This window comes from Streptomyces rubellomurinus (assembly GCF_000961885.1).
Lineage (GTDB): Bacteria > Actinomycetota > Actinomycetes > Streptomycetales > Streptomycetaceae > Kitasatospora > Kitasatospora rubellomurina.
In genome coordinates this window covers 1-23,333 of the sequence record NZ_JZKH01000106.1, presented here as the reverse complement: position 1 = coordinate 23,333, position 23,333 = coordinate 1, and the positions used below count along the sequence as shown (strand labels likewise).

General features: G+C 73.9%; 21 protein-coding genes. 5 read left to right on the top strand and 16 right to left on the bottom strand.

Translation table 11 applies throughout. The annotated features are described in order from the left end of the window. Positions 1 to 738 precede the first annotated feature (738 nt). A complete protein-coding gene (locus tag VM95_RS32955) occupies positions 739 to 930 on the top strand; it encodes a hypothetical protein (RefSeq protein ID WP_045703887.1) in 192 nt (63 codons plus the stop codon). On the opposite strand, the gene VM95_RS45340 is transcribed toward VM95_RS32955, so the two are convergent. The 6 genes from VM95_RS45340 to VM95_RS32925 form a co-directional block, all read right to left on the bottom strand. After that, entirely contained in the window at positions 876 to 1,496 is a 621-nt protein-coding gene (locus tag VM95_RS45340) for a DUF6099 family protein (protein WP_052707716.1), read from the bottom strand. The two genes, VM95_RS32955 and VM95_RS45340, sit on opposite strands and share 55 nt — an antisense overlap. A gap of 155 nt (positions 1,497 to 1,651) precedes the next feature. After that, complete coding sequence (locus VM95_RS32945) at positions 1,652 to 2,080, bottom strand: nucleotide pyrophosphohydrolase (protein ID WP_078860903.1); 429 nt, start codon at positions 2,078 to 2,080, stop codon at positions 1,652 to 1,654. Further along, positions 2,077 to 3,336 (bottom strand): AAA family ATPase, encoded by a 1,260-nt coding sequence (locus VM95_RS32940; RefSeq protein WP_052707715.1) that lies wholly within the window; start codon positions 3,334 to 3,336, stop codon positions 2,077 to 2,079. The genes VM95_RS32945 and VM95_RS32940 overlap by 4 nt, the downstream gene beginning before the upstream one ends. Positions 3,337 to 3,678: 342 nt before the next feature. Beyond that, positions 3,679 to 4,539, bottom strand: coding sequence for a putative RNA methyltransferase (locus VM95_RS32935; RefSeq protein WP_045703885.1), 861 nt, complete (start codon positions 4,537 to 4,539; stop codon positions 3,679 to 3,681). 59 nt (positions 4,540 to 4,598) lie between these two features. Then, complete coding sequence (locus VM95_RS32930; protein WP_045703883.1) at positions 4,599 to 5,429, bottom strand: ATP-grasp domain-containing protein; 831 nt, start codon at positions 5,427 to 5,429, stop codon at positions 4,599 to 4,601. After that, positions 5,426 to 6,313 carry an ATP-grasp domain-containing protein gene (locus VM95_RS32925; RefSeq protein ID WP_045703881.1) on the bottom strand — a complete coding sequence of 296 codons (888 nt, stop codon included), beginning with the start codon at positions 6,311 to 6,313 and terminating at the stop codon, positions 5,426 to 5,428. Before VM95_RS32925 ends, VM95_RS32930 begins: the two co-directional genes overlap by 4 nt. Positions 6,314 to 6,618: 305 nt before the next feature. Here VM95_RS32925 and VM95_RS32920 point away from each other — a divergent pair, with 305 nt between their 5' ends. Beyond that, entirely contained in the window at positions 6,619 to 7,491 is an 873-nt protein-coding gene (locus VM95_RS32920; RefSeq protein WP_045703879.1) for a GNAT family N-acetyltransferase, read from the top strand. 72 nt (positions 7,492 to 7,563) lie between these two features. On the opposite strand, the gene VM95_RS32915 is transcribed toward VM95_RS32920, so the two are convergent. The 4 genes from VM95_RS32915 to VM95_RS32900 all read right to left on the bottom strand — a co-directional run bounded on the left by VM95_RS32915 (position 7,564) and on the right by VM95_RS32900 (position 12,251). Then, positions 7,564 to 7,986, bottom strand: coding sequence for a hypothetical protein (locus VM95_RS32915; protein ID WP_045703877.1), 423 nt, complete (start codon positions 7,984 to 7,986; stop codon positions 7,564 to 7,566). Continuing rightward, on the bottom strand, positions 7,983 to 8,219 hold the full coding sequence (locus tag VM95_RS32910; RefSeq protein WP_045703875.1) for a toxin-antitoxin system HicB family antitoxin: 237 nt from the start codon (positions 8,217 to 8,219) through the stop codon (positions 7,983 to 7,985). Before VM95_RS32910 ends, VM95_RS32915 begins: the two co-directional genes overlap by 4 nt. A gap of 215 nt (positions 8,220 to 8,434) precedes the next feature. After that, positions 8,435 to 11,023, bottom strand: a complete 2,589-nt coding sequence (locus VM95_RS32905) for a collagenase (RefSeq protein ID WP_244179034.1) — start codon at positions 11,021 to 11,023, stop codon at positions 8,435 to 8,437. Positions 11,024 to 11,300: 277 nt separating this feature from the next. Continuing rightward, positions 11,301 to 12,251: a LysR family transcriptional regulator gene (locus VM95_RS32900; protein ID WP_045703871.1), complete on the bottom strand. Its 951-nt coding sequence runs from the start codon at positions 12,249 to 12,251 to the stop codon at positions 11,301 to 11,303. A 334-nt stretch (positions 12,252 to 12,585) separates the two neighbouring features. Here VM95_RS32900 and VM95_RS32895 point away from each other — a divergent pair, with 334 nt between their 5' ends. Beyond that, on the top strand, positions 12,586 to 12,780 hold the full coding sequence (locus tag VM95_RS32895) for a hypothetical protein (protein ID WP_157882263.1): 195 nt from the start codon (positions 12,586 to 12,588) through the stop codon (positions 12,778 to 12,780). A 126-nt stretch (positions 12,781 to 12,906) separates the two neighbouring features. Here VM95_RS32895 and VM95_RS32890 read toward each other — a convergent pair whose 3' ends face one another. Then, positions 12,907 to 14,262 (bottom strand): class I SAM-dependent RNA methyltransferase, encoded by a 1,356-nt coding sequence (locus VM95_RS32890; protein WP_045703891.1) that lies wholly within the window; start codon positions 14,260 to 14,262, stop codon positions 12,907 to 12,909. 350 nt (positions 14,263 to 14,612) lie between these two features. Then, positions 14,613 to 16,688 carry an APC family permease gene (locus tag VM95_RS32885; RefSeq protein ID WP_045703867.1) on the bottom strand — a complete coding sequence of 692 codons (2,076 nt, stop codon included), beginning with the start codon at positions 16,686 to 16,688 and terminating at the stop codon, positions 14,613 to 14,615. A 280-nt stretch (positions 16,689 to 16,968) separates the two neighbouring features. Here VM95_RS32885 and VM95_RS32880 point away from each other — a divergent pair, with 280 nt between their 5' ends. Together VM95_RS32880 and VM95_RS32875 are read left to right on the top strand one after the other, a co-directional pair. Beyond that, entirely contained in the window at positions 16,969 to 17,637 is a 669-nt protein-coding gene (locus tag VM95_RS32880) for a potassium channel family protein (protein WP_045703865.1), read from the top strand. Next, positions 17,637 to 18,308: a potassium channel family protein gene (locus tag VM95_RS32875; protein WP_045703862.1), complete on the top strand. Its 672-nt coding sequence runs from the start codon at positions 17,637 to 17,639 to the stop codon at positions 18,306 to 18,308. The genes VM95_RS32880 and VM95_RS32875 overlap by 1 nt, the downstream gene beginning before the upstream one ends. 71 nt (positions 18,309 to 18,379) lie before the next feature. On the opposite strand, the gene VM95_RS32870 is transcribed toward VM95_RS32875, so the two are convergent. The 4 genes from VM95_RS32870 to VM95_RS32855 form a co-directional block, all read right to left on the bottom strand. Continuing rightward, complete coding sequence (locus VM95_RS32870; RefSeq protein WP_045703860.1) at positions 18,380 to 19,099, bottom strand: DUF3159 domain-containing protein; 720 nt, start codon at positions 19,097 to 19,099, stop codon at positions 18,380 to 18,382. After that, on the bottom strand, positions 19,096 to 19,509 hold the full coding sequence (locus VM95_RS32865) for an OB-fold nucleic acid binding domain-containing protein (protein WP_045703858.1): 414 nt from the start codon (positions 19,507 to 19,509) through the stop codon (positions 19,096 to 19,098). The genes VM95_RS32870 and VM95_RS32865 overlap by 4 nt, the downstream gene beginning before the upstream one ends. 77 nt (positions 19,510 to 19,586) lie before the next feature. After that, entirely contained in the window at positions 19,587 to 20,267 is a 681-nt protein-coding gene (locus tag VM95_RS32860; protein WP_045703856.1) for a response regulator, read from the bottom strand. A gap of 97 nt (positions 20,268 to 20,364) precedes the next feature. After that, positions 20,365 to 23,010 carry a sensor histidine kinase gene (locus VM95_RS32855; protein ID WP_078860905.1) on the bottom strand — a complete coding sequence of 882 codons (2,646 nt, stop codon included), beginning with the start codon at positions 23,008 to 23,010 and terminating at the stop codon, positions 20,365 to 20,367. Positions 23,011 to 23,333 lie beyond the last annotated feature (323 nt).

The following is a 23,333-nucleotide window of genomic DNA, read 5'->3' as shown; positions in this document are numbered from 1 at the left end:
CCCCAAGCCGCCGCGCCACCTCCTCCGGGTTGCTGGGCGCCGGGCACGCCAGCGCCCAGCAGCCACCAACCCACGAGTGCGCATGGAGGGTTCATCCCGCCGCCCCGCGCCACCGCGCGGGGCGGCGAACCCCTGGGCGCCTGCAATCACCGCACCTTGCAGAGCCGAGGCCATCCCCGAGGGCGGGCACCACGCCGCAGGACCGCTCTTCCCAGGGCCTCGGCGCCGCGGGCCCGCGGCGCCGAGGCCCAATATTTGCCCTCTCCCTCCACCCGCCCTGTCCTTGCTGCTCGGCGCCGGGCCCCGCCCGGCGCCGAGCAGGCACCGCGGGCCATCCTGAGCGCGCCCTTCCCTCCACCCTCCGCCCTCGGGCCGCCGCCCTCACCCACCTGTCCGCCGCCCGCCTCACCCACTCGCGCGCGCTCGCCTACCCGCCCGCCTACCCGCCCGCCTACCTGCCCGCCTCGCCTCTCGCGCGCGCCCACCTACCCGCCTCGCCCACTCGGCGCCTAACGCAGGCCGCCCTGCGGCAGCAACCCCGGATCACCCGGGAGGCTTACCCCGCACCGGAGTTGGACCACATCGGGTGGCAGCCGGTGACCGGCCCCTGGAGCGGTTCGTTGAGTGCTGCGGCGGGGGCGCCTGCCCACGGTGGCCGGGCATCAGCCACCCCCGCCGCAACGGCCGAGCCACCGTCGGCCGTTTCACACCGCACTACCGATCCGAAGAGGTCCCGTCATGTCCGAACCGTCTGCCACGCCGCAGCTCCCGAGCAGCACGCCCAAGAGCCTGCTCGAACAGATGCAGGAACTGCTCGCCTCGGTGACCGCGGACCTCGCCGAGCTCCAGTCTCCCGGCCCCCGCGGCGCCGCCGGCTACCCCACCGGCACCGACACCTCCGACGCTCCGGCCGCGCCGGGCACCCGGTAGTCCGGCGCCTCCTTCCCCTCCTCACCCGGCGGGCCGAGCCGGACCTCCAGTAAGGGCGACCCCCGCCCGGCCCGCTCCGCCTCGGCGGCCCCGCCGAGCACCGTGCTCTCCTCTCCCGCGCCCCGGCCCGCCGCCTTCCGCAGCCGCTCCGCCAGGTCCTGGCAGTCCGACACCGCGTCGACACCGTCGATGCACGTCCAGTAGATGCTCTCGGTGTCGGCCCCGCAGGCCAGCACCACCAGCGTCTCCCCGACGTCCCGCAGCAACCCGTCCAGCGCACCCAGGGTCGGCCCCAGGTCGCCGAGTTCGGTGAGCCGACCGGCCCGCCCGCCGCTCACCACGGCGGCCCGCACGACCGAGCGGTCCAGGCAGACCGCCGCGTGCGCTCCCGCCTCGGAGAGCTGCTGGCCGAGCCCGGTCAGCTCGTCGTCGTCCAGCTCCGCCAGCCTGGCGCCCACCGCCTCGGTGAGCAGCGCGGCCTGCCGCGCCTCGGCCAGCACGTCCGGCACGTGTCTGGCCGAGGCCAGCGCGTGCCGAGCCGTCTTGATCATGCGCAGCGCCTCCATGGACACCGCTCCTCTCGCTCGCGTTTCGCCGTCGACCACCGCCGCCGAGGGGCGGGTCAGGTGGTCACGGCGAAAGCGTGCGGAAATCGGCGCGGGCCCGCATCCACCATCCCGGAACCTGTGGACAACTCCGGGGTTGTGGATAACTTCGTCCCTCACACGGGTTGGTCGCCCACGTCCGAGTTGACGTCGGCCGCCGCGCCGGGCACCGGGAAGCGGTGTTCGTTCCGCTCGATCTTGGCCGCGAGCGCCTCCAGCGGGTCCACCCCGACCGCCGTGCAGAACTGCACCAGGTACGCGAGGACGTCCGCGACCTCGTCGCGCACCCGGTGGGCCCGCTCCGGGTCCGACATCACCTCGGCCGCCTGCTCGGGCGTGAGCCACTGGAAGATCTCCAGCAGCTCGCCCGCCTCCACGCTCAGCGCCGCCGCCAGGTTCTTCGGGGTGTGGAAGGGCTCCCACCGCCGGGCCGCCGCGAAGTCCACCAGCCGCTGCCGCAGCGCCTCCAGGGTCGGGCCGCCGGCCCCCGAGGCCCCCGCCGCACCGGTGGACGGCCCGGCCGCCCCCGTCTCTCGTTCGCTCATTCCCCCAGGTCTACCGCATCCGCTCCCACCGCCCGTTGCGCCGGCACCCGGGCCGGCTCCGGCCGCAGCACGGTGACCCCCGAGCCCGGGTCCCGCCGGCACTCCACCAGCAGCGCCCCGCGCCCGCCCCCGCCCCCGAGCGCTTCGCGCGCCGCGGCCGGCTCCTGCAGCGCCGCCAGGACCCGCAACTGGTTGCGCCCCGACATGTCGCGCGCCAGCCGCAGCAGCGACGCGGCCTGCTCGGTGGAGAGCCCGGAGCCGAGGTCCTCGGCGAGCACGGTGAGCTGCCGGTGCGCCCACGGCACCTCGGCGGCCACGTCGAGGTCGAGCACCCCGGCACCGGTCAGCAGCACCGCGGCGAACGCGAGGTGGCGCAGCATGCCGTCCGAGGCCTGGTCGGCCCGGGTGCGCCCGCGCACGCCCTCGTCGAAGACGGCGAGGACGCGCCGCCCGGCCGCCGTGTCCCGGTGGTCGAGGTCGAGCCCGAGCAGCGCGTACGGCGCGGCGGCCTGCGCGACCCGCAGCAACTTGCCGTACCGGCGCGGGCATTCGTTGCTGAGCCGGTCGACGACGGCGGAGATGTTGGCGGCGTTGCTGCGCAGCCGGGCCTGCGGGTCGGCCCTGGCCCAGCCGCGCATGAGGGCGGGGACGGGGTGGAGGGGGAAGACCTCGCGCAGCGCGGTGAGCAGGTCCTCGACGGCGGCGAGGACCTTGCGCTCGCCGCGCGAGGAGCCGGCGACCCGCAGCGGCAGCTGCGCGGTGATCATGGTGCTGCTGGGCAGCGGCGCCCGGATGTCGCCCTGCCGGGTGTCGTTGTGCCAGCAGACGTTGACGCGCCGGCGGCGCACGTCCTGTTCCCCGGTCTCGACGAGGGTGCGGCCGTCGAGGGTGAGCGTCTCGCGCACGATCCGGACCGGTTCGTCGGCGCGGATGACGAGGTCGAGCCGGATCGTGCCGTGCGGCGAGCGAACGGTGCAGCCGAGGCCGATGGCCTCGCGCCCGTGCGGGAGGCATCCGTCGAGGCCGCCGCGGACGGGCGTGGCGAGCGGGCCGGTGCGGTCGGGCAGGCCGTTGAGGGAGCCGGCGATCTCCTCGCCGAGGGCGAGCCGGGAGAGGACGGCGAGCGCGTCGAGGGCGTTGGACTTGCCGACGCCGGCGGGGCCGTGCAGGACGGTGAGGGGCGCGAGCGGCAGCGTCGCACGCCGGTAGGACTTGAACGAGGTGAGCCGGAGCTCCTCGACGGTCGGGCGCGGCACCGGCGGCTGCTCGGGTTCCGGCGCGGACGGCCGGGCGGGTCCCGGCAGCGGAGGTCGGTCGGCCGCCGGCGCGGACGGCCGGGCGGATTCCGGCGCGGACGGCCGGGCGGATTCCGGCGCGGACGGCCGGGCGGATTCCGGGGCGGACGGTCGGGGGTGGGCCGGCGCGGCGGGCCGACTGGCGTCGCGGTTCACGGGTCGGACGTTAGCCGCAGGCCACCCGACAGAAACGTGCCTGCACGAACAGGTTCATCCCAACGTGGCGCCCCCGCCGACCGGGTGCTGACGGCCCGCACCCGAACCGGTGATCCGCCCGGACCGGTGTCCCGCCCGGACGGGCGCTCAGCGCCGGTAGGCGGCCACCGTCACCGAGGCCGTCACCTCGACCGGCTCCGGCAGCGCGCCCAGCGCCGCCGCGAGGGCGTCCGGATCGGTGTGCCAGGCGCTGGGCCCCATCCCGACGACGGTCCGCACGTCCGCCGGCCCGAGCCGCAGGGTGAACTCGATCTCCCGCCGCCCGGCCGGCGCCAGGTACGGGCCGAGCTTCTCGTCGATCCGCCGCTGCTTGTCCTCGTCGACCGACAACAGCCCGAGCGCGTCCACGAGTTCGCGCAGGTGCCGCCCGGTCGGCGAGACCAGCAGCAGGGTGGCACCGGGGCGCAGCACGCGGTGGATCTCGGGCCCGTTGCGCGGCGCGAAGACGTTGAGCATCAGGTCGGCGGCGCCGTCGAGCAGCGGCAGGGGCCGCCAGGCGTCGCAGACCACGGCGCCGATCCGGGGGTGGGCCTTGGCGGCGCGACGCAGCGCGTACTTGGAGATGTCGAGGGCGGCGCCGGCCCGGCCGGGCAGCGCGTCGAGGACGTGCGCCAGGTAGTAGCCGGTGCCGGCGCCGAGGTCGGCGATCAGCCCGTCGCCGCCCTGCCAGTCGTCTCCGGCGGTCTGCGCCAGCGCTTCGGCGGCGGCTTGCGCGAGGGCGTCGGCGATGGGCCGGTAGTGTCCGGCGGCGAGGAAGTCGGCGCGGGCGGCGACCATGTCGGCGGTGTCGCCGGTGCCGGTGTGGGCGTCGCCGGCGAGGAGGCTCACGTATCCCTGCTTGGCGAGGTCGAAGCTGTGCCCGGCGGGGCAGCGCAGGGTGCGCTCGTGCCGGGCGAGGGCCTGCGCGCAGTGCGGGCAGGCCAGGTGGTGCTCGATGTCCTGCAGCAACGTTCCGTCTTCTCTCTGGGGCCGTACGGCTCCGGGGCCCTGACCAGCCAGCCTAACCTTCAGCCGACGACGCCAGCCCCGAAGCCCGCCCCAGCGCCCCCGACGCCCGCCCCCACGCGCAGCGCCAGTGCGGCGAGCGCCTGCGGCGCGCCCGCCTGCCCACGGATGCCGGGGAAGGCGTTGACGTCGACGACCACCGGCTCGTCCGGCCCGTCGAGCAGGTCGACCCCGTAGACGTCGAGCCCGAACACCTCCCCCACCCGCAGCGCGAGCGCCGTTCGCCCGGCGGACGGCACCCACCCCTCGCCGCCTTCCGGCCCGCCATCGGGGGCTGCGAGTTCGGAGCGCCGCCGGGCCGCGAACACCTGCCCGTCGACCACCCACAGTTTCTGGTCCCAGCCCGTCCCCGGCACGAACGGCTGGGTGACGACCGGCTCCTCGGGCCATCGCGCGGCCAGTTCCCGCAGCCGCGCCTCGCCGTCGACCAGCGCGACCAGGTCGTGCCGCCTGCTGTGCCGGCTCTTGACCACGAACGGACGTCCCTGCCAGGTGAGTTCGGCCATCCGGCCGCCGTCCGCGGTCGGCACGAAGGGCAGCCCGGCGGAGCGGGCGAGGTCCGCCATCCGCACCCGGTCCTGGCAGAGCTCCGTCGCCGCCGCCGAGTTGACCACCGGCACGCCGCGCCGCTCCCACTCCCGCGCCAGCGCCAGCGCGGGCCCGGTCCGGGCCTTCAGCAGGCACACATCGACCAGTTCCCCCGCGACCCCCGCATCCCCCGCGCCCCCCGCCGGCGCGACGTGCACGACCTCGCACCCCTGCCCCTCCAGCAGCCCCGCGACGGCCGCGAGCACCGGGTGCCGCGGATCCGCGGCGATCAGCCCGACCCTCACAGCGCGGCCCCCAATTCCCCGTAGGCGAAGGACTGTTCGGCGGGCACCAGGCCACCCGGCACGGTCACCGCGGTGCCGCTGCGCGCGAGCCGCAGCACCGCCCGGGCGACCCGCGCCACGGCGTCCGGCACCTGCCGGAAGCTCGGGAAGTCGTTGACGTCCACGACCACCGGCCCGTCCGGCCCGAGCAGCACGTCGACGCCGTACAGGTCGAGCCCGAACACCTCGCCGACCTGTGCGGCGATCCGCGCCACCTCCGCGGGCAGCGGCACCTGCCGCTCGCGCACGCCCTGCCCGGGGTGCAGCGGGGAGGAACGTTCCGTCGCGAAGAGTTCGCCGTCGACGCAGTACACCTTCAGGTCCGTACCGGAGTTGGGCACGTACGGCTGCGCGATCAGCAGCCCCTCCCCGGCGAGGGCCGGCCCGAGGTCGAGCAGGCGGTCGGGGCTCGGCACGAGGTGGACGGCCCGTCCGGAGCTGCCGTCCGCGGGCTTGACGACGAGCGGGTACTCGGCGACGGGTATCTCGGCGAGCCGTTCCCAGCGGGCGGCGGCGTAGGTGACGGGGACGGGCAGGCCGCGGGTGCGGGCGATGACCGAGGCGAGCGCCTTGTCCCGGACGCCGCGGATGGAGCGGACGTCGTTGACGGTGGTCAGGCCCACGGCGGCGGCCGCCTCCAGCAGGGTCAGTCCGGGCCCGCCGGAGACGGTCTTGAGCACCCAGGCGTCGTGACTGCCGGCCCGCACGGCCTCGGAGACCACGAGCAGCGAGTCGCCGGGGCGCAGGACGTCCACCCGGTGCCCCCACGCGGTGAGTTGGCGCGCCACGTCGAGCGGCATGCCGTCGCGCCGGTAGTGCTCCTCCACCAGAAAGCAGAGCCTCATGGGCCTGACTTCCCCCCTTGCCTCGCCTCGCGTGATTCGCCGCCGTCCCCCTCCGGCGGAGCCGGAAAGGCTTCAGCATGCCACGGGGTTCACGGGCAAGATCGCTGCGAGCCGGTAATCGTTCGGCAACAATCGGAGGCCAAGGCTCCCCCAAGAGCCCTCCAAGAGCCCTTCATGAGCCCGCCGTGACCCCGCCAATCCGCCGCCAAGGGGGTCCGCCGCCGCGCGCCCGCGCCGGAGCCCGGGGCGACACCGCCGCACCGCGCCGCCCAAAACGGTGGCGGCCCGCCCGGGTGCCTGCTTGGATGCACGCCGTGACTTCTGTTGATCATGCTCCCGACCCCGCCCTGCTCGACGAGATCGAGCGCTACTACGACGCCGTGCCCCGCGCCGCCGCCCGCACCGAGGACTTCGGCCCGCTGACCCTGTTCGTCCGCGACGGCGTCGGCTGGCCGTACTACGCCCGCCCGACGCTCGGCCACGACGGCCCGGCCGCGACCGCCGAGGACGTCCGCCGGGTGCTGGAGCGGCAGCGCGAGCTGGGCGCGCCGGAGGCCTTCGAGTGGGTGGCCGAGCAGAACCCGGCGCTGCGCGCGGCGGTGGAGGCGGCGGGGCTGGCGGTGCACGAGCACCCGCTGCTGGTGCTGGGCCCGCAGGACGAGCCGGCCGCGATGCCGGAGCTCCCGGAGGGCACGCAGGTGCGGGTGCTGTCGGCGGACGCGCCCGAGCTGGCGGCCGCGGCGGCCGTCCCGCACCTGGCCTTCGGCGAGCCGGGCACCGCCATCGGCACCGCCGGTACGGCCGAACTGCCCGAGGTGGCCGCGAAGTTGACGGCCGAGGGCCGGGTGGAGCAGGTCGCGCGGCGGATCGCCGCCGGCACCACCGCGATGGCCGCCGCCACGGCGGGCGGCGAGGTGCTGTGCGCCGGCCAGCACAACCCGGTGGGCGCGGTCACCGAGGTCGCCGGGGTCGGCACGCTCCCGGCGGCGCGCCGGCGCGGGCTGGGCCTGGCCGTCACGGCGGCGCTGGTCGCGCACGCGCGGGCGAACGGCGTGCGGACGGTGTTCCTGTCGGCCGCCGACGAGGACGTCGCCCGGATCTACCGCCGGATCGGCTTCCGCCCGTTCGCGACGGCCCTGATCGCCGAGCCGGCCGAGCCCGCCGAGCCCGCCCACTGAGCACCCGGGCAGCACGAACAGTACGACCAGCACGAACAACGTGAACAGCACGGACGACGCGGACGGCGGCGCTCAGTCGTCGTCCTCGTCTTCCGCCCCGCTGACCCCCTCCCCCTCGGCCTCGTCCACCACCCACGCGGCCAGCCGCTCGGCGACCCCGGAGACCCCGAGCCGCCCTTCCCGGATGGCCCGGGAGAGGCTGCGCACCTCGCGGGCGGTGGTGGCGACGGTGCAGCCGCTGGCGACGAGGTAGGCGTAGGCGACGGCGGTCGCGAACAGCTCGTTGGTCTTCTCCAGGGCCGGCACCCGGATCAGCTGGTGCATCAACGCGGCGGCGCGGTCCTGCGGTTCGGGGTAGACGGCGATGTCGAAGATCTCGGCCTGGTGCCGGGTGACGGCCGCGAGCAGCGAGCCGTAGTCGGTGACCTGCGGGTCACCGGGCGTGTACTGCTCGGCGGTCATGAGCAGCCACGAGAGGTCGACCTCCAGCTTCAACGGCGCACGTCCTGGAGGTCGCCCGGCTCCCCGAACTCGGCGAGGAAGGCGGTCTCGTACTCCTTCATGAACTGCGCGGCGGCGTCGACGAAGGCCCGCCCGGACTCGCCCATATCCTGCTGGACCAGGCGTTCGATGTACTGGTTCATGCTGATCCCCTGCTGCTCCGCCCGTTCCCGGGCCATCTCTGCGGTCGTCGCGTCGACCCGCACGTTCAGCTGCTTCTTGCCCATGTCGTTCAAGCTAGCGCCGATGCGCTAGCACAACAAGGGCGCGCGCTCACCGCCGGCACACCTCCCGCACGCCCCTGGGCAACCTGCCCGTCACCCGCGCCCGCGACACCCGAACAGCCGGGCCGACCACACCGTCCGTACCCGGGCACACCCGAAGGGCCGGGCCCGCGGCGGCTGCCACGGGCCCGGCCCGGAGGACCGGAGGAGGGTCCGGATCAGAACTGGGTGGAGACGGTCACCCCGCTGAAGTCGGTGTTCGCGTACAGGCTCACGTACCGGTACCCGGCGGTCGGGTTGCTGACCGTGATGCTCTGCGCCGTCCCGGCCTGGGTGGACGAGGCGGTGAAGGCGTTCGGCGAGGCCCAGGTGCCGTCGTTGTAGTACAGGTAGGCGGTGCCGGTGCCCCCGGAGGCGTTGATCTTCAGGGTGCTGGTGCCGGCCGGCAGGTAGACGTAGAAGTACTTCAGGTTGCCGGCGGTGGCGGACAGGTTGGCCCGGGAGCAGTTCTGGCCGAGCGCGTCGGCGCGCGGGTCGGAGCAGGTCGGCAGGGCGGTCCCGGTGCCGGCGGTGACGGTGACCGAGGTCGGGGTGCTCGCGGTGCGGCCGGTGTCGTCGGTGACGGTCAGCGCGACGGTGTAGGTGCCGGCGGCCGCGTAGCTGTGGACCGGGTTCTGCTGGTCGGAGGACGCGCCGTCGCCGAAGGTCCAGTGCCAGGAGACGATCCGGCCGGAGCCGGTCTGCACGGACTTGTCGCTCAGCGTCACGGCCGCGCCGTTGACGGCCTGGTCGAACAGCGCGGTCGGGCCGGCCGCGTAGCAGGCGCCGGCGGCGCAGCTGTCGAGCCAGGCGTCGAAGTCGGCGTCGTAGCGGGTGCCGAGGCCGTTGTAGACCGCGTAGCCGCCCTGGTAGTCACCGGTGCGGAAGTGCTGCAGCATCGCGTAGATGTCGGCCGGGTGCTTCTCGAACATGTACCGGACGGCGAGGTAGCCCCACGGGTAGGTGCGGACGGTGTCCGAGTTGGCGTAGGTGTTCTGGAAGACGGTGCTGAGCTTGTACCGGTGGGTCGCGGCCTCGCTCATCGCCTGGGTGTCGGTGGTGCCGCGGTAGGCGTAGGACTCGTACTCGGCGACGCCCTCGATCCACCAGATGTCCGGGACGGAGATCTCGGTGGAGAAGTTGCCCTTCATGTCGTAGATGCCGTCGAGGTAGTGCGTGTACTCGTGGTTGAGGTTCCACACGTTGGCGGTGAAGCCGTCGTTGTAGGACTTCAGGTACATCACCGACACGGCCTGGTTGTTCGGGTCGGTCGGGTCCATGACGGTCTGTCCGCCGTTGTCGGTGGAGTTGTTGAAGATCGCCCAGGAGTAGGTCAGGTAGTCGGCCCGGTTGGCGAAGATCCCGAGGGTGATGGTCTTGTCGTACTGGCCGGGGACCGGGCCGTTGTCCTTCACCAGGTTGTGGAAGAACCCGTCCTCGCCGCGCAGGCTGGTGCAGACCGCGGAGAGGTCGGCGGGCGACAGCGACTCGGTGAGGATGGTGCGGTTGTCGCAGACCAGCTGGTTGGGCAGGACGGCCGCGGTCAGCTTCGCCGGCAGGTTGCAGGTGCCGTAGTAGGAGCACAGGCCGGGGTCGTAGGTGTTGGCGTTGTAGGCGGTGTGGACGTACAGCGGGCCGGTGGGGCCGGTGATCTGCACGCCGTCGAGGACCGCCTTGACCTGCGCCTTGACCGCCGCCTCGACGGCCGGGCCGTCGCCGGCCATCCGGCCGAGGTCGTTGCCGGCGTTGACGTCGAGGTACTCGTTGGCGGTGCCGAGCAGGTCCTTGTGGGCCAGCGCGAAGTTCCCGAGGGTGGTGGCGATGCTCGGGTCGGCGGTGACGGCCCGGACGAAGTCGGGGTTCCAGTTGCCGCGCCACAGCGGCGCGCTGAAGACCGCGTTGACCGCCTTGAGCATCTTCGGGTAGGCGTTGTACGAGTTGTTGTAGCTGGTCAGCACCTTCTTGTAGACGCCGAGGTAGCTGCCCTGCAGGTTGGCGCTGTCGGTGAGCACCAGGACCTCGTTGAGCACGACGCCGTTGGCGTCGGTGACGTCGGTCCAGTGCGAGCTCGCGAAGAACGCGTCGAGGGCGCCCTTGGACGCACTGGTCAGCGCCGCGTCGTACGGGCCCACGGCGCCCGCGTTGTTGGACTGCACGTACCAGCCGGCCCGCAGGAAGAGCACCAGCTGCAGGATGCCGGTGGAGTTGTCGCCGGTGTAGCCGGCCGCCTGGGCCTGGAGGGCCTTGGTGACGGTGAGCATCTTGTCTTCCTTGAAGATGCTGCCCGCGTCGGTGCCGGTGACGTTGAACAGGGTGTTGACGCAGTCCGTGGTCGAGCCGGTGACGAAGGAGACCAGGTCGGCCCCGCTGCGGCTGCCGAAGTCCGCCGGCGTGCAGGTGGCGGCGGCCGTGCGCTCGGCCGGGTTCGTACGGGCGGCGGCGGCCTGCTTGGGCGCCGGTGCGGCGGGCGGCGCCTGACGCGTCAGCGGGCGGGCCGAGGTCTGCACGGCGGTGCCGGCCGGTTGGCCCATGACGACCTGGCCGAGCAGCGCGGGCGGCAGCGGCTTCGCGGCGGGCGCGACGGCCTCGGACGGGTCGGCCGCGAGGAAGGCCCCGAGGGGCTTCGGGACGTCGGAGCCGGGGTCGGCCGCGGGCCGGGCTCCGGCCGACGGCCGGTCAGCGGCGGCGGCACCGGGGGCGGCGAAGGCCTGGGCCGGCAGCAGCGTGGCGGCGGCGGCGCAACAGCCGGCCACGAGGCCGGCCAGCATGGTGGGGAGGGGTATCCGTTGGCGCACTGGTGGGGGCCCTTCTCCTGTGGGGGAGGCGCTGGAGGACTGCCGAGGCGGCGAGGGGGGAACGCGGCATGATCCTGCCAGCCACAGAAGGCCAGAACAATGTCACAGGTCATATGACATGGCGCAGGCTGGGCATAACACGGGCCATAACACCGGGCCCCACCTGGCCGACGGCCCGCCGCACACCCACCCGCACACACCCGACCGCACGCGCCCGCCCCCGCGCGCCCGCCCGCCGGCCCCCGGCCCGTCAGGACCGGTACGTCCGCGCCGCCCACGCCTGGAAGGCCGGCGCCGCCGCGATCAGGTCCCGGTACGCCGCGGCCGCCGCCCCGAACAGCGTCTCCACCACCTCCCCGCCCACCCCGGCCGGCCGCCAGACCAGCAGCTGCCGGCACCAGATCGGGGTGCCCGCGAGCGGCTTGACCACCACGTCGGCGAGCGGCCGGGTGGTCGCCTGGACGACGGAGATGCCGAGCCCGGCCGCGATCATCTCCTGCAGCTCCAGCCGGCCCCCGAGGAACTCGTGGACGGTCGCCGGCGCGAACCCGGCCGCCGCGCACGCCCCGTGGAACACCCGGTGCCAGCCGGCCCCGTCGTCGGGGGTCAGGAACCAGTCCTCCTCGGCGAGGTCGGCCAGCGCCACCTCGGTGCGGTGCCGCAGCCGGTGGCCGGCGGGCAGCGCGACGAAGGCGGGCTCGGTGACGATGCCCCGGTGCGCGACGGCCGGCGAGTGGCGCAGCTCCCGGCCCGGGTAGTCGACGGCGACGGCCGCGTCCGCCTCGCCGCGCTCCAGCAGGTCGACGATGTCCGAGGAGCGGTAGACGGAGGTCAGCGTGAGGCGCTGCCCGGGCCGCTGGTGCCGGGCCCGGGTCACCAGCCCGGGCAGGATCGGCGAGATCGTCGCCGCCAGCCGCAGTTCGCGCGGGGCGGGCCCGGCGGAGGCGTCCGGGCGGCGGCCCAGGCAGTCGGCGCGGGTGAGCAGGTCCCGCGCGGCGGCGACCACCTCGATGCCGAAGCCGGTCGGCGCGACGCCGACCGCGGTCCGTTCGAACAGCGGCGCCCCCAGGTGGCGTTCGATCCGGCGCAGCTGGGTGCTGGTCGCCGGCTGCGAGGCGCCGAGCAGCACGGCGGCCCGGCCGACGCTCCCGGTGTCGGCGATGGCACACAGCACGCGCAGGTGCCGCAGCTCCAGCTCCATGACGCTCCCCCTCACGCACCGGCCGGCCCCGGCCTGCGTCGCGGGGCGGCTGCCGCCGGCGGCGGGCGACGCCACGGCGCGGTGCAACGGCGCGGTGCAACGGCACACATGACATGTCAGCGGCTTACCTTCACCCCCACGAATTGCCTCGTCAAGACCCCTCCGGGGGTCGGGAGGCCGCCCCGGCGCCATCTTTTACCGGCGCATTGCCCACCGCATGCCCGAGCCCCGGCCCGCCCGGGCGCGGGAGACTTGAAGAGTCCTTCAGCATCCGGGACTCTGAACTGTCCTGAGCGTTCCCCCGAGCGGCACCGACCGGTGCGGAGGCCGGCAGATGACAGCCATGTTCGACCAGGAGCTGCGCGAGCAGCTCGCCCGGGCCCGGCAGGACCTCGCGGTGGCCCGGGCGGAAGGGGACGCCGACGGCGTCCAGGCGTACGAGGGGCGGATCGCCGGGCTCCTCCGGCTCGCCGCCCAGCACGGCATCGACCTTCCGCACAGCGCCGACGAGGAGGAGCACAACGGGTAACCGCGCGGTCCGAACGCCGAGGAGGCGGCCACCCGGCACGGGTGACCGCCTCCTCCCACGACTCCCACGACTCGCACGAGTCCCACGACCCGCACGACCCGCACGACCCGCACGACCCGCAGGGGGTCACTCCCCGGCCGGCTCCAGGATCGCCACGCACTCGAAGTGGTGGGTCATCGGGAACAGGTCGAAGGCCCGCAGCGACACCGGCCGGTAGCCGCCCTCGCGGAAGAACTTCAGGTCCCGGGCGAGCGCCGCCGGGTCGCAGGCCACGTACGCGATCCGGCGCGCCTCCAGGCCGACCAGGTGGGCGACGGTCTCCCGCCCGGCGCCCGCGCGCGGCGGGTCGAGGACGATCAGGTCGGTGGCGGTGATGCCGGTGCGCGGCAGCAGCGTCTCGACGCGGTCGCACTCGATCCGGACGTTCTCCAGCGCGGCCAGGTTGTGCCGGGCGTCCTCCACGGCCTGCTTGGCGGACTCGATGCCGAGCACTGCGCCGTCCTCGCCGACCCGGTCGGCCAGCGCGCCCGCGAACAGGCCGACGCCGCAGTACAGGTCGAGCGCGTTCTCGCCCCACTGCGGGTCCAGGCCGTCCAGCACGGCGTCGACGAGCGTGTCGGGCGCCTCGGGGTGGATCTGCCAGAAGCCGCCGTTGCTGACCCGCCAGGTCCGCCCGGCGGCCCGCTCGCGCACGAAGGAGCGCCCGTGCACCTTGTGCAGGCCGCCGTGGTCGTCCACCCGGGCGATCGACACCGGCTTGTCCAGCTCGACGATCGGCAGCTGCGCGCCGTCGCGCGGGGTGAGCACCACCTGGCGGTCCGAGGAGCCGGTCGCGGCGACCGCCTCGACGGTGGCCACGCCCGGCCAGTCGCGGGCCTCGATGCCGAGCTCGGTGACGCCCTCGGCGGCGATCAGGCAGCGGTCGATCGGCTGCACCTCGTGCGAGCGGTGCTTGCGCAGCCCGACCTTGCCGGTCGCCGCGTCCACCGCGTACTGCACCCGGGTGCGCCAGGCCGGCACCTGCCCGGCCGGCAGCTTGCCGCCGACCGGCTCGACGCTGCCGTCCCAGCCGGCCTGCTCGGGGGTGAGCCCGGCGAGCTTGGCCAGCTGCTCGGTCAGCACCGCGGCCTTGAGCTTGCGCTGCCCGCCCGGGGTGACGTGCTGCCAGTCGCAGCCGCCGCACTTGCCGGGCCCGGAGAACGGGCAGGGCGCCTCGATCCGCTCCTTGGCGGGCTCCAGGACCTCCACGGCGTCGGCCCGCAGGAACCGCGAGGTGGTGGTGCCCTCGGTCACCTGCGCGACGATCCGCTCGCCGGGCAGCGCGTGCCGGACGAACAGCACCCGGCCCTCGTGCCGGGCCACGCAGTGCCCGCCGCCGTGCGCGACCGGGCCGACCTCGACCTCGTACCGCTCGCCGACCAGCGGGTCCCCGGACGGCGCCTGCGGCCGCTGCGGTCGGGCCGCGTCACCGGCCGTGCGCAGCGCCTTCGGCGGCCGCACCGCCTGCTTGCGCGGCGCCTTGCGCGCACCGCCGCCCGCGGCGCCCTTGCCGGCCTTCGCCGGCTGCTCGCCCTTGGGCCCCTTCTCGGCCCGGGCCGGGCGCTCGGCCTTCGCAGGCTTCGCGGCCTTCGCGGGCTTCTCGGCCCCGCGGGCCTCGGGCTCCCCCGGCACGACCGGCGCGGTGCGCGCCGTCAGCCCGTCACGGTCGGTGGCCTCCGGGCGGGCCGGCCGGCCCCAGCGCGGCCGGGCGACCTGCCCGGGCTGGGAGCCGCCCCGACGGGCGCCCTTGCCCTTGCCGGAGGCGCCGGAGGAGCGGGACGGAGTGTTGCGGGTCACTGGGCGGAGTCCTTGCTGCGGTCGGTGGGGGCGCCGGGGTTCGAACCGGTGCGCACGGAATCCTTCGACTGTACGGCCTTCGGCGCCCGCGGCTCGCCACGCCGGACGGCGCCCGGCGCCGACCAGGCCTTCTGCGGTCGGCGCCGCTCCGAGGACTCCAACTGCCACGGCACCGAGGTGACCATCACACCGGGCTTGAACAGCAGTCGCCCCTTGAGCCGCAGCGCGCTCTGGTTGTGCAGCAGGTGCTCGTACCAGCGGCCGACCACGTACTCGGGGATGTAGACCGACACCACGGCGCGCGGGCTGGCCCGGCGCAGGTTCTTCACGTAGTCCAGCACCGGTCCGGTGATCTCCCGGTACGGCGAGTCCAGCACCTTGAGCGGCACCTCGATGCCCCGCTCGTGCCACTCCTGCCGCAGCGCCGCCGTGTCCTCCGGGTCGACGTTGACGGTGATCGCCTCCAGCGTGTGGGGGCGGGCGAGGCGGGCGTAGGCGAGGGCGCGCAGCGCCGGCTTGTGCAGCTTGGAGACCAGCACGACGGCGTGCACCCGGGTGGGCAGCGCCGTGTCGTCCGGGTCGTCGACGGCGGTCAGCTCCTCGGAGACCCGGTCGTAGTGGCGGCGGATGCCCTTCATCATCACGTACAGCACGACCATCGCGGCGATCGCGATCCAGGCGTGGCTGATCTTGGTGACCAGGACGACGATCAGCACGGCCATGGTCATCACCAGGCCGAAGGCGTTGATCGCCCGGCTGCGCTGCATGTGGCGCCGCTTCGCCGGGTCGGTCTCGCCGCGCAGCAGCCTGGTCCAGTGCCGGATCATCCCGGACTGGCTCATGTTGAAGGAGACGAAGACGCCGACGATGTACAGCTGGATCAGCCGGTTGGGGTCGGCGTCGAAGGCGACGACGAGCACCATCGCGGCGATCGCCAGCAGGATGATGCCGTTGGAGAAGGCCAGCCGGTCGCCGCGGGTGTGCAGCTGGCGGGGCAGGTAGCGGTCCTGGGCGAGGATCGAGCCGAGCACCGGGAAGCCGTTGAAGGCGGTGTTGGCGGCGAGCACCAGGATCAGGCCGGTCACGGCGGCGACGAAGTAGAAGCCGGGCGTGAAGTTGTTGAACACGGCCTCGCTGATCTGGGCCAGCGCGGTCTTCTGGTGGTAGTCGGGGGCCGCCCCGGTCAGCTGCTCGGCCGGGTTCTCGGCCATCTGGACGCCGGTGAGGCGGGCCAGCCAGATGATGCCCATGAACATCACCACGGCGATGCTGGCCATCATCAGCAGGGTGGTGGCCGCGTTCTTGCTCTTGGGCTTGCGGAACGCGGGCACGCCGTTGGAGATCGCCTCCACGCCGGTGAGCGCGGCGCAGCCGGAGGAGAAGGACTTGAGCAGCAGGAATACCATCGCGAAGCCGGCCAGCGAGCCGTTCCCGGGGGTCGCCTCGAGGGTGAAGCCGGAGCTCTCGGCGGGCATGTCCTGGCCGAGCAGGAAGTGCCGGACGAAGCCGTAGCCGACCATTCCGACCACGCCGATCATGAAGGCGTAGGTGGGGACGGCGAAGGCGCTGCCGGACTCGCGCACGCCGCGCAGGTTCATGCCCATCAGCAGCACGATCACGACGACGGACACGAGCTGTTCGTGGCCGCGTAGCGCGGGGACGGCGGAGACGACGTTGGCGACGCCGGAGGTGGTGGAGACGGCGACGGTCAGCACGTAGTCGACCATCAGCGCGGCGGCGACCACGAGGCCGGCGTTGGGCCCGTGGTTGACGGTGGCGACCTCGTAGTCGCCGCCGCCGCTGGGGTAGGCGTGGACGTTCTGCCGGTAGGAGGCGACGACGGCGAGCATCACGATCGCCACGACGACGCCGATCTGCCACGAGAAGTGGATCGCCGAGGCGCCCGCGACGGACAGCGTGAGCAGGATCTCCTCGGGGGCGTACGCGACCGAGGAGAGCGCGTCCGAGGCGAAGACGGGCAGCGCGATCCGCTTGGGGAGGAGTGTCTCCCCGAGTTTGTCGCTGCGCAGGGCGCGCCCGATCAGGATGCGTTTCGGAAGGTCTGTCGGCATAGGCACGTTAAGGAATCGTAGGGGCTCCACCCGCGGACGCGCGCCGGAGTCACCCCCCTTCATCGCGACTGTGTTCGGTGGACCGGCTAGCGTGTCGGATACGAGCCGGCGGGCAACACTGTCGTTGTCGACCGCTGTCCGGCGTCGTCGACAGCTGGTCGGACGTTGCCGAGCCGGTCCCCCACACGAGCACTCGCCCCGGAGCCAGTCGGGGCGGGAAACGGAGATGAGCGGTGTTTGCGCAGGTCAAGACCCCTACGGAACGCGTGAGGTAGCGCCGGTGCACATCGTCATCATGGGCTGCGGCCGCGTGGGCTCGGCCCTCGCGCGCGCTCTGGAGAAACAGGGCCACTCGGTGGCCGTGGTCGACCAGGACCCGACCGCGTTCCGCCGGCTGGGCGCCGGGTTCAACGGCCGCCGGGTGACCGGTGTCGGCTTCGACCAGGACACCCTGCGCGAGGCGGGCATCGAGGAGGCGGGCGCCTTCGCCGCGGTCTCCAGCGGCGACAACTCGAACATCATCGCCGCGCGGGTGGCCCGGGAGACCTTCGGCGTGGAGAACGTCGCGGCCCGCATCTACGACCCGCGCCGCGCCGAGGTGTACCAGCGGCTGGGCATCCCGACCGTGGCGACGGTCCGCTGGACGGCCGACCAGATGCTGCGCCGGCTGCTGCCGAGCGGCGCCGAGCCGCTGTGGCAGGACCCGAGCGGCAGCGTCCAGCTGGCCGAGGTGGCGTACGACCCGAGCTGGGTCGGCCAGCGGATCGGCAGGCTGGAGGAGGCCTCCGGCGCCCGGGTGGCGTTCGTCACCCGGCTCGGCGAGGGCGTGCTGCCCTCGCCGCAGATGGTGGTGCAGGAAGGCGACCTGGTGCACGTGATGCTGCGCCGGGCCGACCTGACGGCCGTGGAGGCCGCGTTCGCGCAGGGGCCGAAGGAGGAGGGTCACTGATGCGGGTCGCCATTGCCGGGGCCGGTGCCGTGGGCCGCTCGATCGCGGGCGAGCTGCTGGAGAACGGCCACGAGGTCCTGCTGATCGACAAGAACCCGAACTCCATCTCGGTGGAGCGGGTCCCGATGGCGGAGTGGCTGCTGGCCGACGCCTGCGAGATCACCTCGCTGGACGAGGCGGCGCTGCAGCGCTGCCACGTGGTGATCGCCGCGACCGGCGACGACAAGGTCAACCTGGTCGTCTCGCTGCTCGCCAAGACGGAGTACGCGGTGCCGCGGGTCGTCGCCCGGGTGAACAACCCGAAGAACGAGTGGCTGTTCAACGAGTCCTGGGGCGTGGACGTGGCCGTGTCCACCCCGCGCCTGATGTCCGCCCTGGTCGAGGAGGCGGTCAGCGTCGGCGACCTGGTCCGCCTGATGCGCTTCAGCCAGGGCAACGCCAACCTGGTCGAGCTGACCCTGGCCGCGGACGCGGAGCTGGTCGGCACCCGGGTGGGCGACGTGTCCTGGCCGCAGGACACCGCGCTGGTGACCATCATCCGCGAGGGCCGGGTGCTGGTGCCGGGCAAGGACGACACCCTGGAGGGCGGCGACGAGCTGCTCTTCGTCGCCGCGCAGGAGCGCGAGGAGGAGCTGGAGGACCTGCTGTCCTCGTCCTCCGGCGCCCAGTAGGGCCCGGCGGTACGGCGAAGGGCCCGCACCCGGGTGGGTGCGGGCCCTTCGCCGTGCGCGGGCGGGAGCGGCTACTTCGCCGGCTCCTCCTCGTCGTCCAGCTGCGCCTTGATCGGCGGCGGCGCCTTCAGCAGGATCTGCCAGGTGACGTACATCGCCAGCAGCATCGGCGGGATGCCGAGGGCGACCTTCAGCCAGCCGAGCAGGTTGACGTTGTGGGTGAAGTACAGCGGGAAGAGGATCACCGGCTTGAGGCCCATGATGACCACCCAGGCCCAGGTCGCCTTGGTGTAGGCGGCGAAGCGGCCGGGGTTCTCCTTGCGCCAGGTGAACATCTCGCCGGTGATCGGGCCGAGCATCAGGCCGATCATCGGCCAGCGGACCAGGGCGGAGACCGCGAAGCCGGCGCAGTAGGCGACGTTCCAGAGCAGGCCGGGCAGGTAGAAGTCCTCGGCCTTGCCGCTCTTCATGGCGATCCAGGCGCCGAGGGCGACGCCGAACACGCCGCTGAAGGCGTGCTGGATGGTCTCCCGCCGCGCCAGCCGGGCCACCACGAACAGCGCGCTCAGGCCGAGCGCGGCCCAGGCGGCCGCGCTGACCTGGTGGGTGATGTTGTAGGTGACGATGAAGACCAGGCCGGGCAGCGTCATGTCGATCATGCCGCGCACGCCGCCGAAGGCCTGCAGGACGGTGTCGGCGGCCTCCTTGGAGGCGGCGGCCCGGCGGGCGGCCTCCTCCGCGGCGTCGGATCCGAGCTGGGTGGCGGCGTCTCCGCCGGGCTGGTTGCTCACGCTGACTCGCTCCCGTGTCCGACCGGACGCAGCTCGTATCGGGGGTTGAACAGCACGCGGCGCCCGCGTGCGTGGCTGATCCGGCCGCTGGCGACCAGCCGGCGGCCGGGCTCTATGCCCGCGATCGAGCGACGGCCCAGCCAGACCATGTCCAGCGCCTCGGTGCCGTCGAAGAGTTCGGCTTCCAGGGCGGGCACCCCGGCCCGGGGGCGCAGCGTCACCGTGCGCAGCGTGCCGGCGACGGTGACCAGCTCGCGGTCGGCGCAGTCGGCGATCCGCCGGCTGCCCGCCTCGGCCGCGCTCTCCTGGCGCAGCTCCTCGGCCTGCAGCTCCTCGGTCGAGGAGGTCAGCCGGCTGAGCATCCGGCGCAGGCGGCCGGGCGGCTGGTCGCCGTTCTTGTCACCACTCATGCCGGAAGGGTACCGGTTCCGCCGCCCCCGGCGGCAGGCCGTTCGACCGCCGGGGGCGCCCTCGGATCGGTCCCGAACTAGCTCTCGAAGCGGTATCCCATGCCCGGTTCGGTGATGAAGTGGCGCGGGTGCGAGGGGTCGCGTTCCAGCTTGCGGCGCAGCTGGGCGAGGTAGACCCGCAGGTAGTTGGTCTCGGTGCGGTAGGCGGGGCCCCACACCTCCTGGAGCAGCTGGGTCTGGCTGACCAGCCGTCCGGCGTTGCGGACCAGCACCTCGAGCAGGTGCCACTCGGTCGGGGTGAGGCGGACGTCGGTGCCGTCCCGGTTGACCTTCTTGGCGGCGAGGTCGACGGTGAAGCTCTCGGTGACGACCAGCGAGTCGTCCTCCCCGGCGACGGGCTCGGCGCGGCGCACGGCGGCCCGCATCCGGGCGAGCAGCTCGTCCATGCCGAAGGGCTTGGTGACGTAGTCGTCGGCGCCGGCGTCCAGGGCCTCGACCTTCTCGTCGGAGGCGTGCCGGGCGGACAGCACGATGATCGGCACCCGGGTCCAGCCGCGCAGGCCGCGGATCACCTCGACGCCGTCCATGTCGGGCAGGCCCAGGTCGAGGACGACGACGTCGGGGTGGCGGGCGGCGGCGAGTTCCAGGGCGCCGGCGCCGTCGTGGGCCGCGTCGACCTCGTACTTGCGGGCCTTGAGGTTGATCACCAGCGCGCGGACGATCTGCGGTTCGTCGTCCACGACGAGGACCCGGGTCATGTTCGGGCTCCGCCTTTCGGGGCTGTCTGACGTTCGGACTGGGGGCCATCTGGTCGGCGGGGCGTCCGGCCGGATCGAGCCGGTGCGCCGCCGGGTGTCACGTGATCAGGTGCGAGAGCGGGTCGCGGCCGTCGCCGGCCGGCTCGCCCGGGTCGGTGGGTTCGCCGGGGTCGCCCGGGTCGCCCGGTCCGCCCGCTCGGGCCGGCTCGGGCGGCCGCTCGGCGGCGGGCAGGCTGACGACCATGGTGAGGCCGCCGCCCGGGGTGTCCTCGGCGGTGACGGTGCCGTCCATCGCCTCGACGAAGCCGCGCGCCACCGCAAGCCCGAGGCCCACGCCGGCGCCGCGCGGCGCGTCGCCGTAGCGCTGGAACGGCGCGAAGATCCGCTCCTTGGCGTCCTCCGGCACTCCCGGGCCGCGGTCGACGATCCGCAGCTCGACCCGGCCGGGCCCGCCGATCTGGTGCAGCGCGTCGGCCTTGACCAGCACCCGCACGCCGTCCGGGCTGTACTTGACGGCGTTCTCGACGAGGTTGGCGAGCGAGCGCTCCAGCAGGCCGCCGTCCGCCCGGATCATCGGCAGCGTCTCCGGCACCTCCAGCCGTACGGCCTCCGGCGGCACGCCGCCGAGCGCGTAGGGCACCACCTCGTCGAGGTCGGTCTCCTGGATCAGCGGGGTGACGGTGCCGGTCTGCAGCCGGCTCATGTCGAGCAGGTTGTTGATCAGGTGGTCGAGCCGGTCCGCCCCGGCCTCGATGCCGGCCAGCAGCTCGGCCTCGTCCTCCGGGCCCCACTCGACGTCGTCGGAGCGCAGTGAGCTCACCGAGGCCTTGATGCCGGCCAGTGGGGTCCGCAGGTCGTGCGAGACGGCGGCGAGCAGGGCGGTGCGGATCCGGTTGCCCTCGGCCTCCCGCCGCGCGGCGGCCGCCTCCCGGGCCAGCCGGCGGCGTTCCAGCACCACCGCGGCCTGCGCGGCGAAGGCCCCGAGCAGACGGCGGTCCGCGCCGGGCAGCACCCGGCCGCGCAGCACCAGCGCCAGGCTGTCGCCGACCGGGACGTCCACGTCGGCGTCCTCCGGCCGCCCGGGTGGGTGCGGCCCGGCGCTCGCCACCGCCGCCCAGGGGCCCAGCGGGTCCGGCCGCTCCAGCAGTGCGGCGCTCTCCTGCCCGAAGGTCTCCCGCACCTGCTCCATCAGCGCGGTCAGCACGCCGTCCCCGTTCGGGGCACCGCGCAGCACCGTGCCGGCCAGCGCGCTGAGCGTCTGCGCCTCGGCCTGGGCGCGGGCCGCCTGGTGGGTGCGCCGGGCGGCCAGATCGACCACGGAGGCGACCGAGATGCCGACCACCGTGAAGATCGCCACCGCCATGATGTTCTGCGGCTCGTTGATGGTGAAGGTGTGGACCGGCGGCGTGAAGTAGTAGTTCAGCACCGAGGAGCCGACCAGCGCCGAGCCGATGGCCGGCAGCAGCCCGCCGACCAGCGCGGCCAGCACCGTCAGCGACAGGAACAGCAGCATGTCGGTGGACAGGCCCAGCCCGCCGATCGCGGTCAGCACGATCGCCATCAGCGGCGGCCCGGCCAGGCCGGTCAGCCAGCCGGCGACGGTCCGGGTGCGGCCCAGGTCGGTGATCCTGCGGACGGGGATCTTGCCGCGGCGCCCGTGCCCGGCGTGCTCGTGGGTGACCATGTGGACGTCGATGTCCCCGGCCTTCTGGGTGACCAGGGTGCCCACGCCCGGCCCGTACAGGTACTGCCAGCCGGGTCGGCGGCTGGTGCCCAGCACGATCTGGGTCGCGTTCACGCCGCGGGCGAAGTCCAGCAGCCCGGCGGCCGGGTCGTCGCCGAGGACGTTGTGGAAGCTGCCGCCGAGGCTCTCCACCAGGGCGCGCTGCTCGATCAGCGTCTGCGGAGAGCCGGAGCCCGCGAGGCCGTCCGAGCGGGAGATGTGCACGGCGAGGAGTTCACCGCCGGAGACCCGGGCGGCGATCCGGGCCGCCCGGCGGATCAGCGTCGCCCCCTCGGGGCCACCGGTCAGGCCGACCACGATCCGCTCCCGGGCCTGCCAGGTGCCCTCGATGCCCTGCTCGGCCCGGTACTTCTGCAGGTACTCGTCCACCCGGTCGGCCGTCCACAGCAGCGCCAGTTCGCGCAGCGCGGTCAGGTTGCCCGGGCGGAAGTAGTTGGCCAGCGCGGCGTCGATCTTCTCCGGCAGGTACACGTTGCCGTGCGCCAGCCGGCGCCGCAGCGCCTGCGGGGACATGTCGACCAGCTCGATCTGGTCCGCCCGCCGCACCACCTCGTCCGGCACGGTCTCCCGCTGCCGCACCCCGGTGATGCCCTCGACGGCGTCGCCCAGCGACTCCAGGTGCTGGACGTTCACGGTCGAGATCACGTCGATGCCCGCGGCCAGCAGCTCCTCGACGTCCTGCCAGCGCTTGGCGTTGCGGCAGCCCGGGATGTTGGTGTGGGCGAGCTCGTCCACCAGCGCCACCTGCGGGCGGCGGGCCAGCACCGCGTCCAGGTCCATCTCGGAGAACCTGGCCCCCCGGTGCAGCACCTGCTGCCGCAGCACGACCTCCAGCCCGGCGACGAGGTCCGCGGTGCGCCGCCGGCCGTGGTCCTCCACGAACGCCACCACGACGTCCGTGCCACGCTCCTGCCGCCGGTGCGCCTCGGCGAGCATGGCGTACGTCTTGCCGACCCCGGGGGCAGCCCCGAGGTAGATGCGCAGCCTGCCTCGTCCCATGAGCACCATTCTTGATCCGGCCCAGCCGGGGAGCCACCCCCGGACACCTGTTCCCCTCCCCTTCGAGACTACGGCGTGGGAGGCGATATTCCGCTGATCAGTGCGCTGATCGCGGGGTTTTAGCGGCATATTGACGGCGAACCAGCCGGTCGGCGGGGGCCGGTCGGGGGGTCTCCGCCGGCTCTCCGCAGGCCTTCCGCAGGGTGCGGCCGGTGTCCGGAAATGCGAAAAGGCCCACCCGGGAACCCGGGTGGGCCTTTTCTGAAGAATTGTTCGGCGGCGTCCTACTCTCCCACAGGGTCCCCCCTGCAGTACCATCGGCG

Excerpts from the sequence above, each read along its gene's own strand:
- VM95_RS32900 (WP_045703871.1), bottom strand. The coding sequence starts at position 12,251 with ATGGAGCTGGAGCTGCGGCACCTGCGCGTGCTGTGTGCCATCGCCGAC.
- VM95_RS32945 (WP_078860903.1), bottom strand. The coding sequence starts at position 2,080 with ATGAGCGAACGAGAGACGGGGGCGGCCGGGCCGTCCACCGGTGCGGCG.
- VM95_RS32955 (WP_045703887.1), top strand. The coding sequence starts at position 739 with ATGTCCGAACCGTCTGCCACGCCGCAGCTCCCGAGCAGCACGCCCAAG.
- VM95_RS32895 (WP_157882263.1), top strand. The coding sequence starts at position 12,586 with ATGACAGCCATGTTCGACCAGGAGCTGCGCGAGCAGCTCGCCCGGGCC.
- VM95_RS45340 (WP_052707716.1), bottom strand. The coding sequence starts at position 1,496 with ATGGAGGCGCTGCGCATGATCAAGACGGCTCGGCACGCGCTGGCCTCG.
- VM95_RS32860 (WP_045703856.1), bottom strand. The coding sequence starts at position 20,267 with ATGACCCGGGTCCTCGTCGTGGACGACGAACCGCAGATCGTCCGCGCG.
- VM95_RS32905 (WP_244179034.1), bottom strand. The coding sequence starts at position 11,023 with ATGCTGGCCGGCCTCGTGGCCGGCTGTTGCGCCGCCGCCGCCACGCTG.
- VM95_RS32865 (WP_045703858.1), bottom strand. The coding sequence starts at position 19,509 with ATGAGTGGTGACAAGAACGGCGACCAGCCGCCCGGCCGCCTGCGCCGG.
- VM95_RS32855 (WP_078860905.1), bottom strand. The coding sequence starts at position 23,010 with ATGGGACGAGGCAGGCTGCGCATCTACCTCGGGGCTGCCCCCGGGGTC.
- VM95_RS32885 (WP_045703867.1), bottom strand. The coding sequence starts at position 16,688 with ATGCCGACAGACCTTCCGAAACGCATCCTGATCGGGCGCGCCCTGCGC.
- VM95_RS32925 (WP_045703881.1), bottom strand. The coding sequence starts at position 6,313 with ATGAGGCTCTGCTTTCTGGTGGAGGAGCACTACCGGCGCGACGGCATG.
- VM95_RS32920 (WP_045703879.1), top strand. The coding sequence starts at position 6,619 with ATGCACGCCGTGACTTCTGTTGATCATGCTCCCGACCCCGCCCTGCTC.
- VM95_RS32910 (WP_045703875.1), bottom strand. The coding sequence starts at position 8,219 with ATGGGCAAGAAGCAGCTGAACGTGCGGGTCGACGCGACGACCGCAGAG.
- VM95_RS32875 (WP_045703862.1), top strand. The coding sequence starts at position 17,637 with ATGCGGGTCGCCATTGCCGGGGCCGGTGCCGTGGGCCGCTCGATCGCG.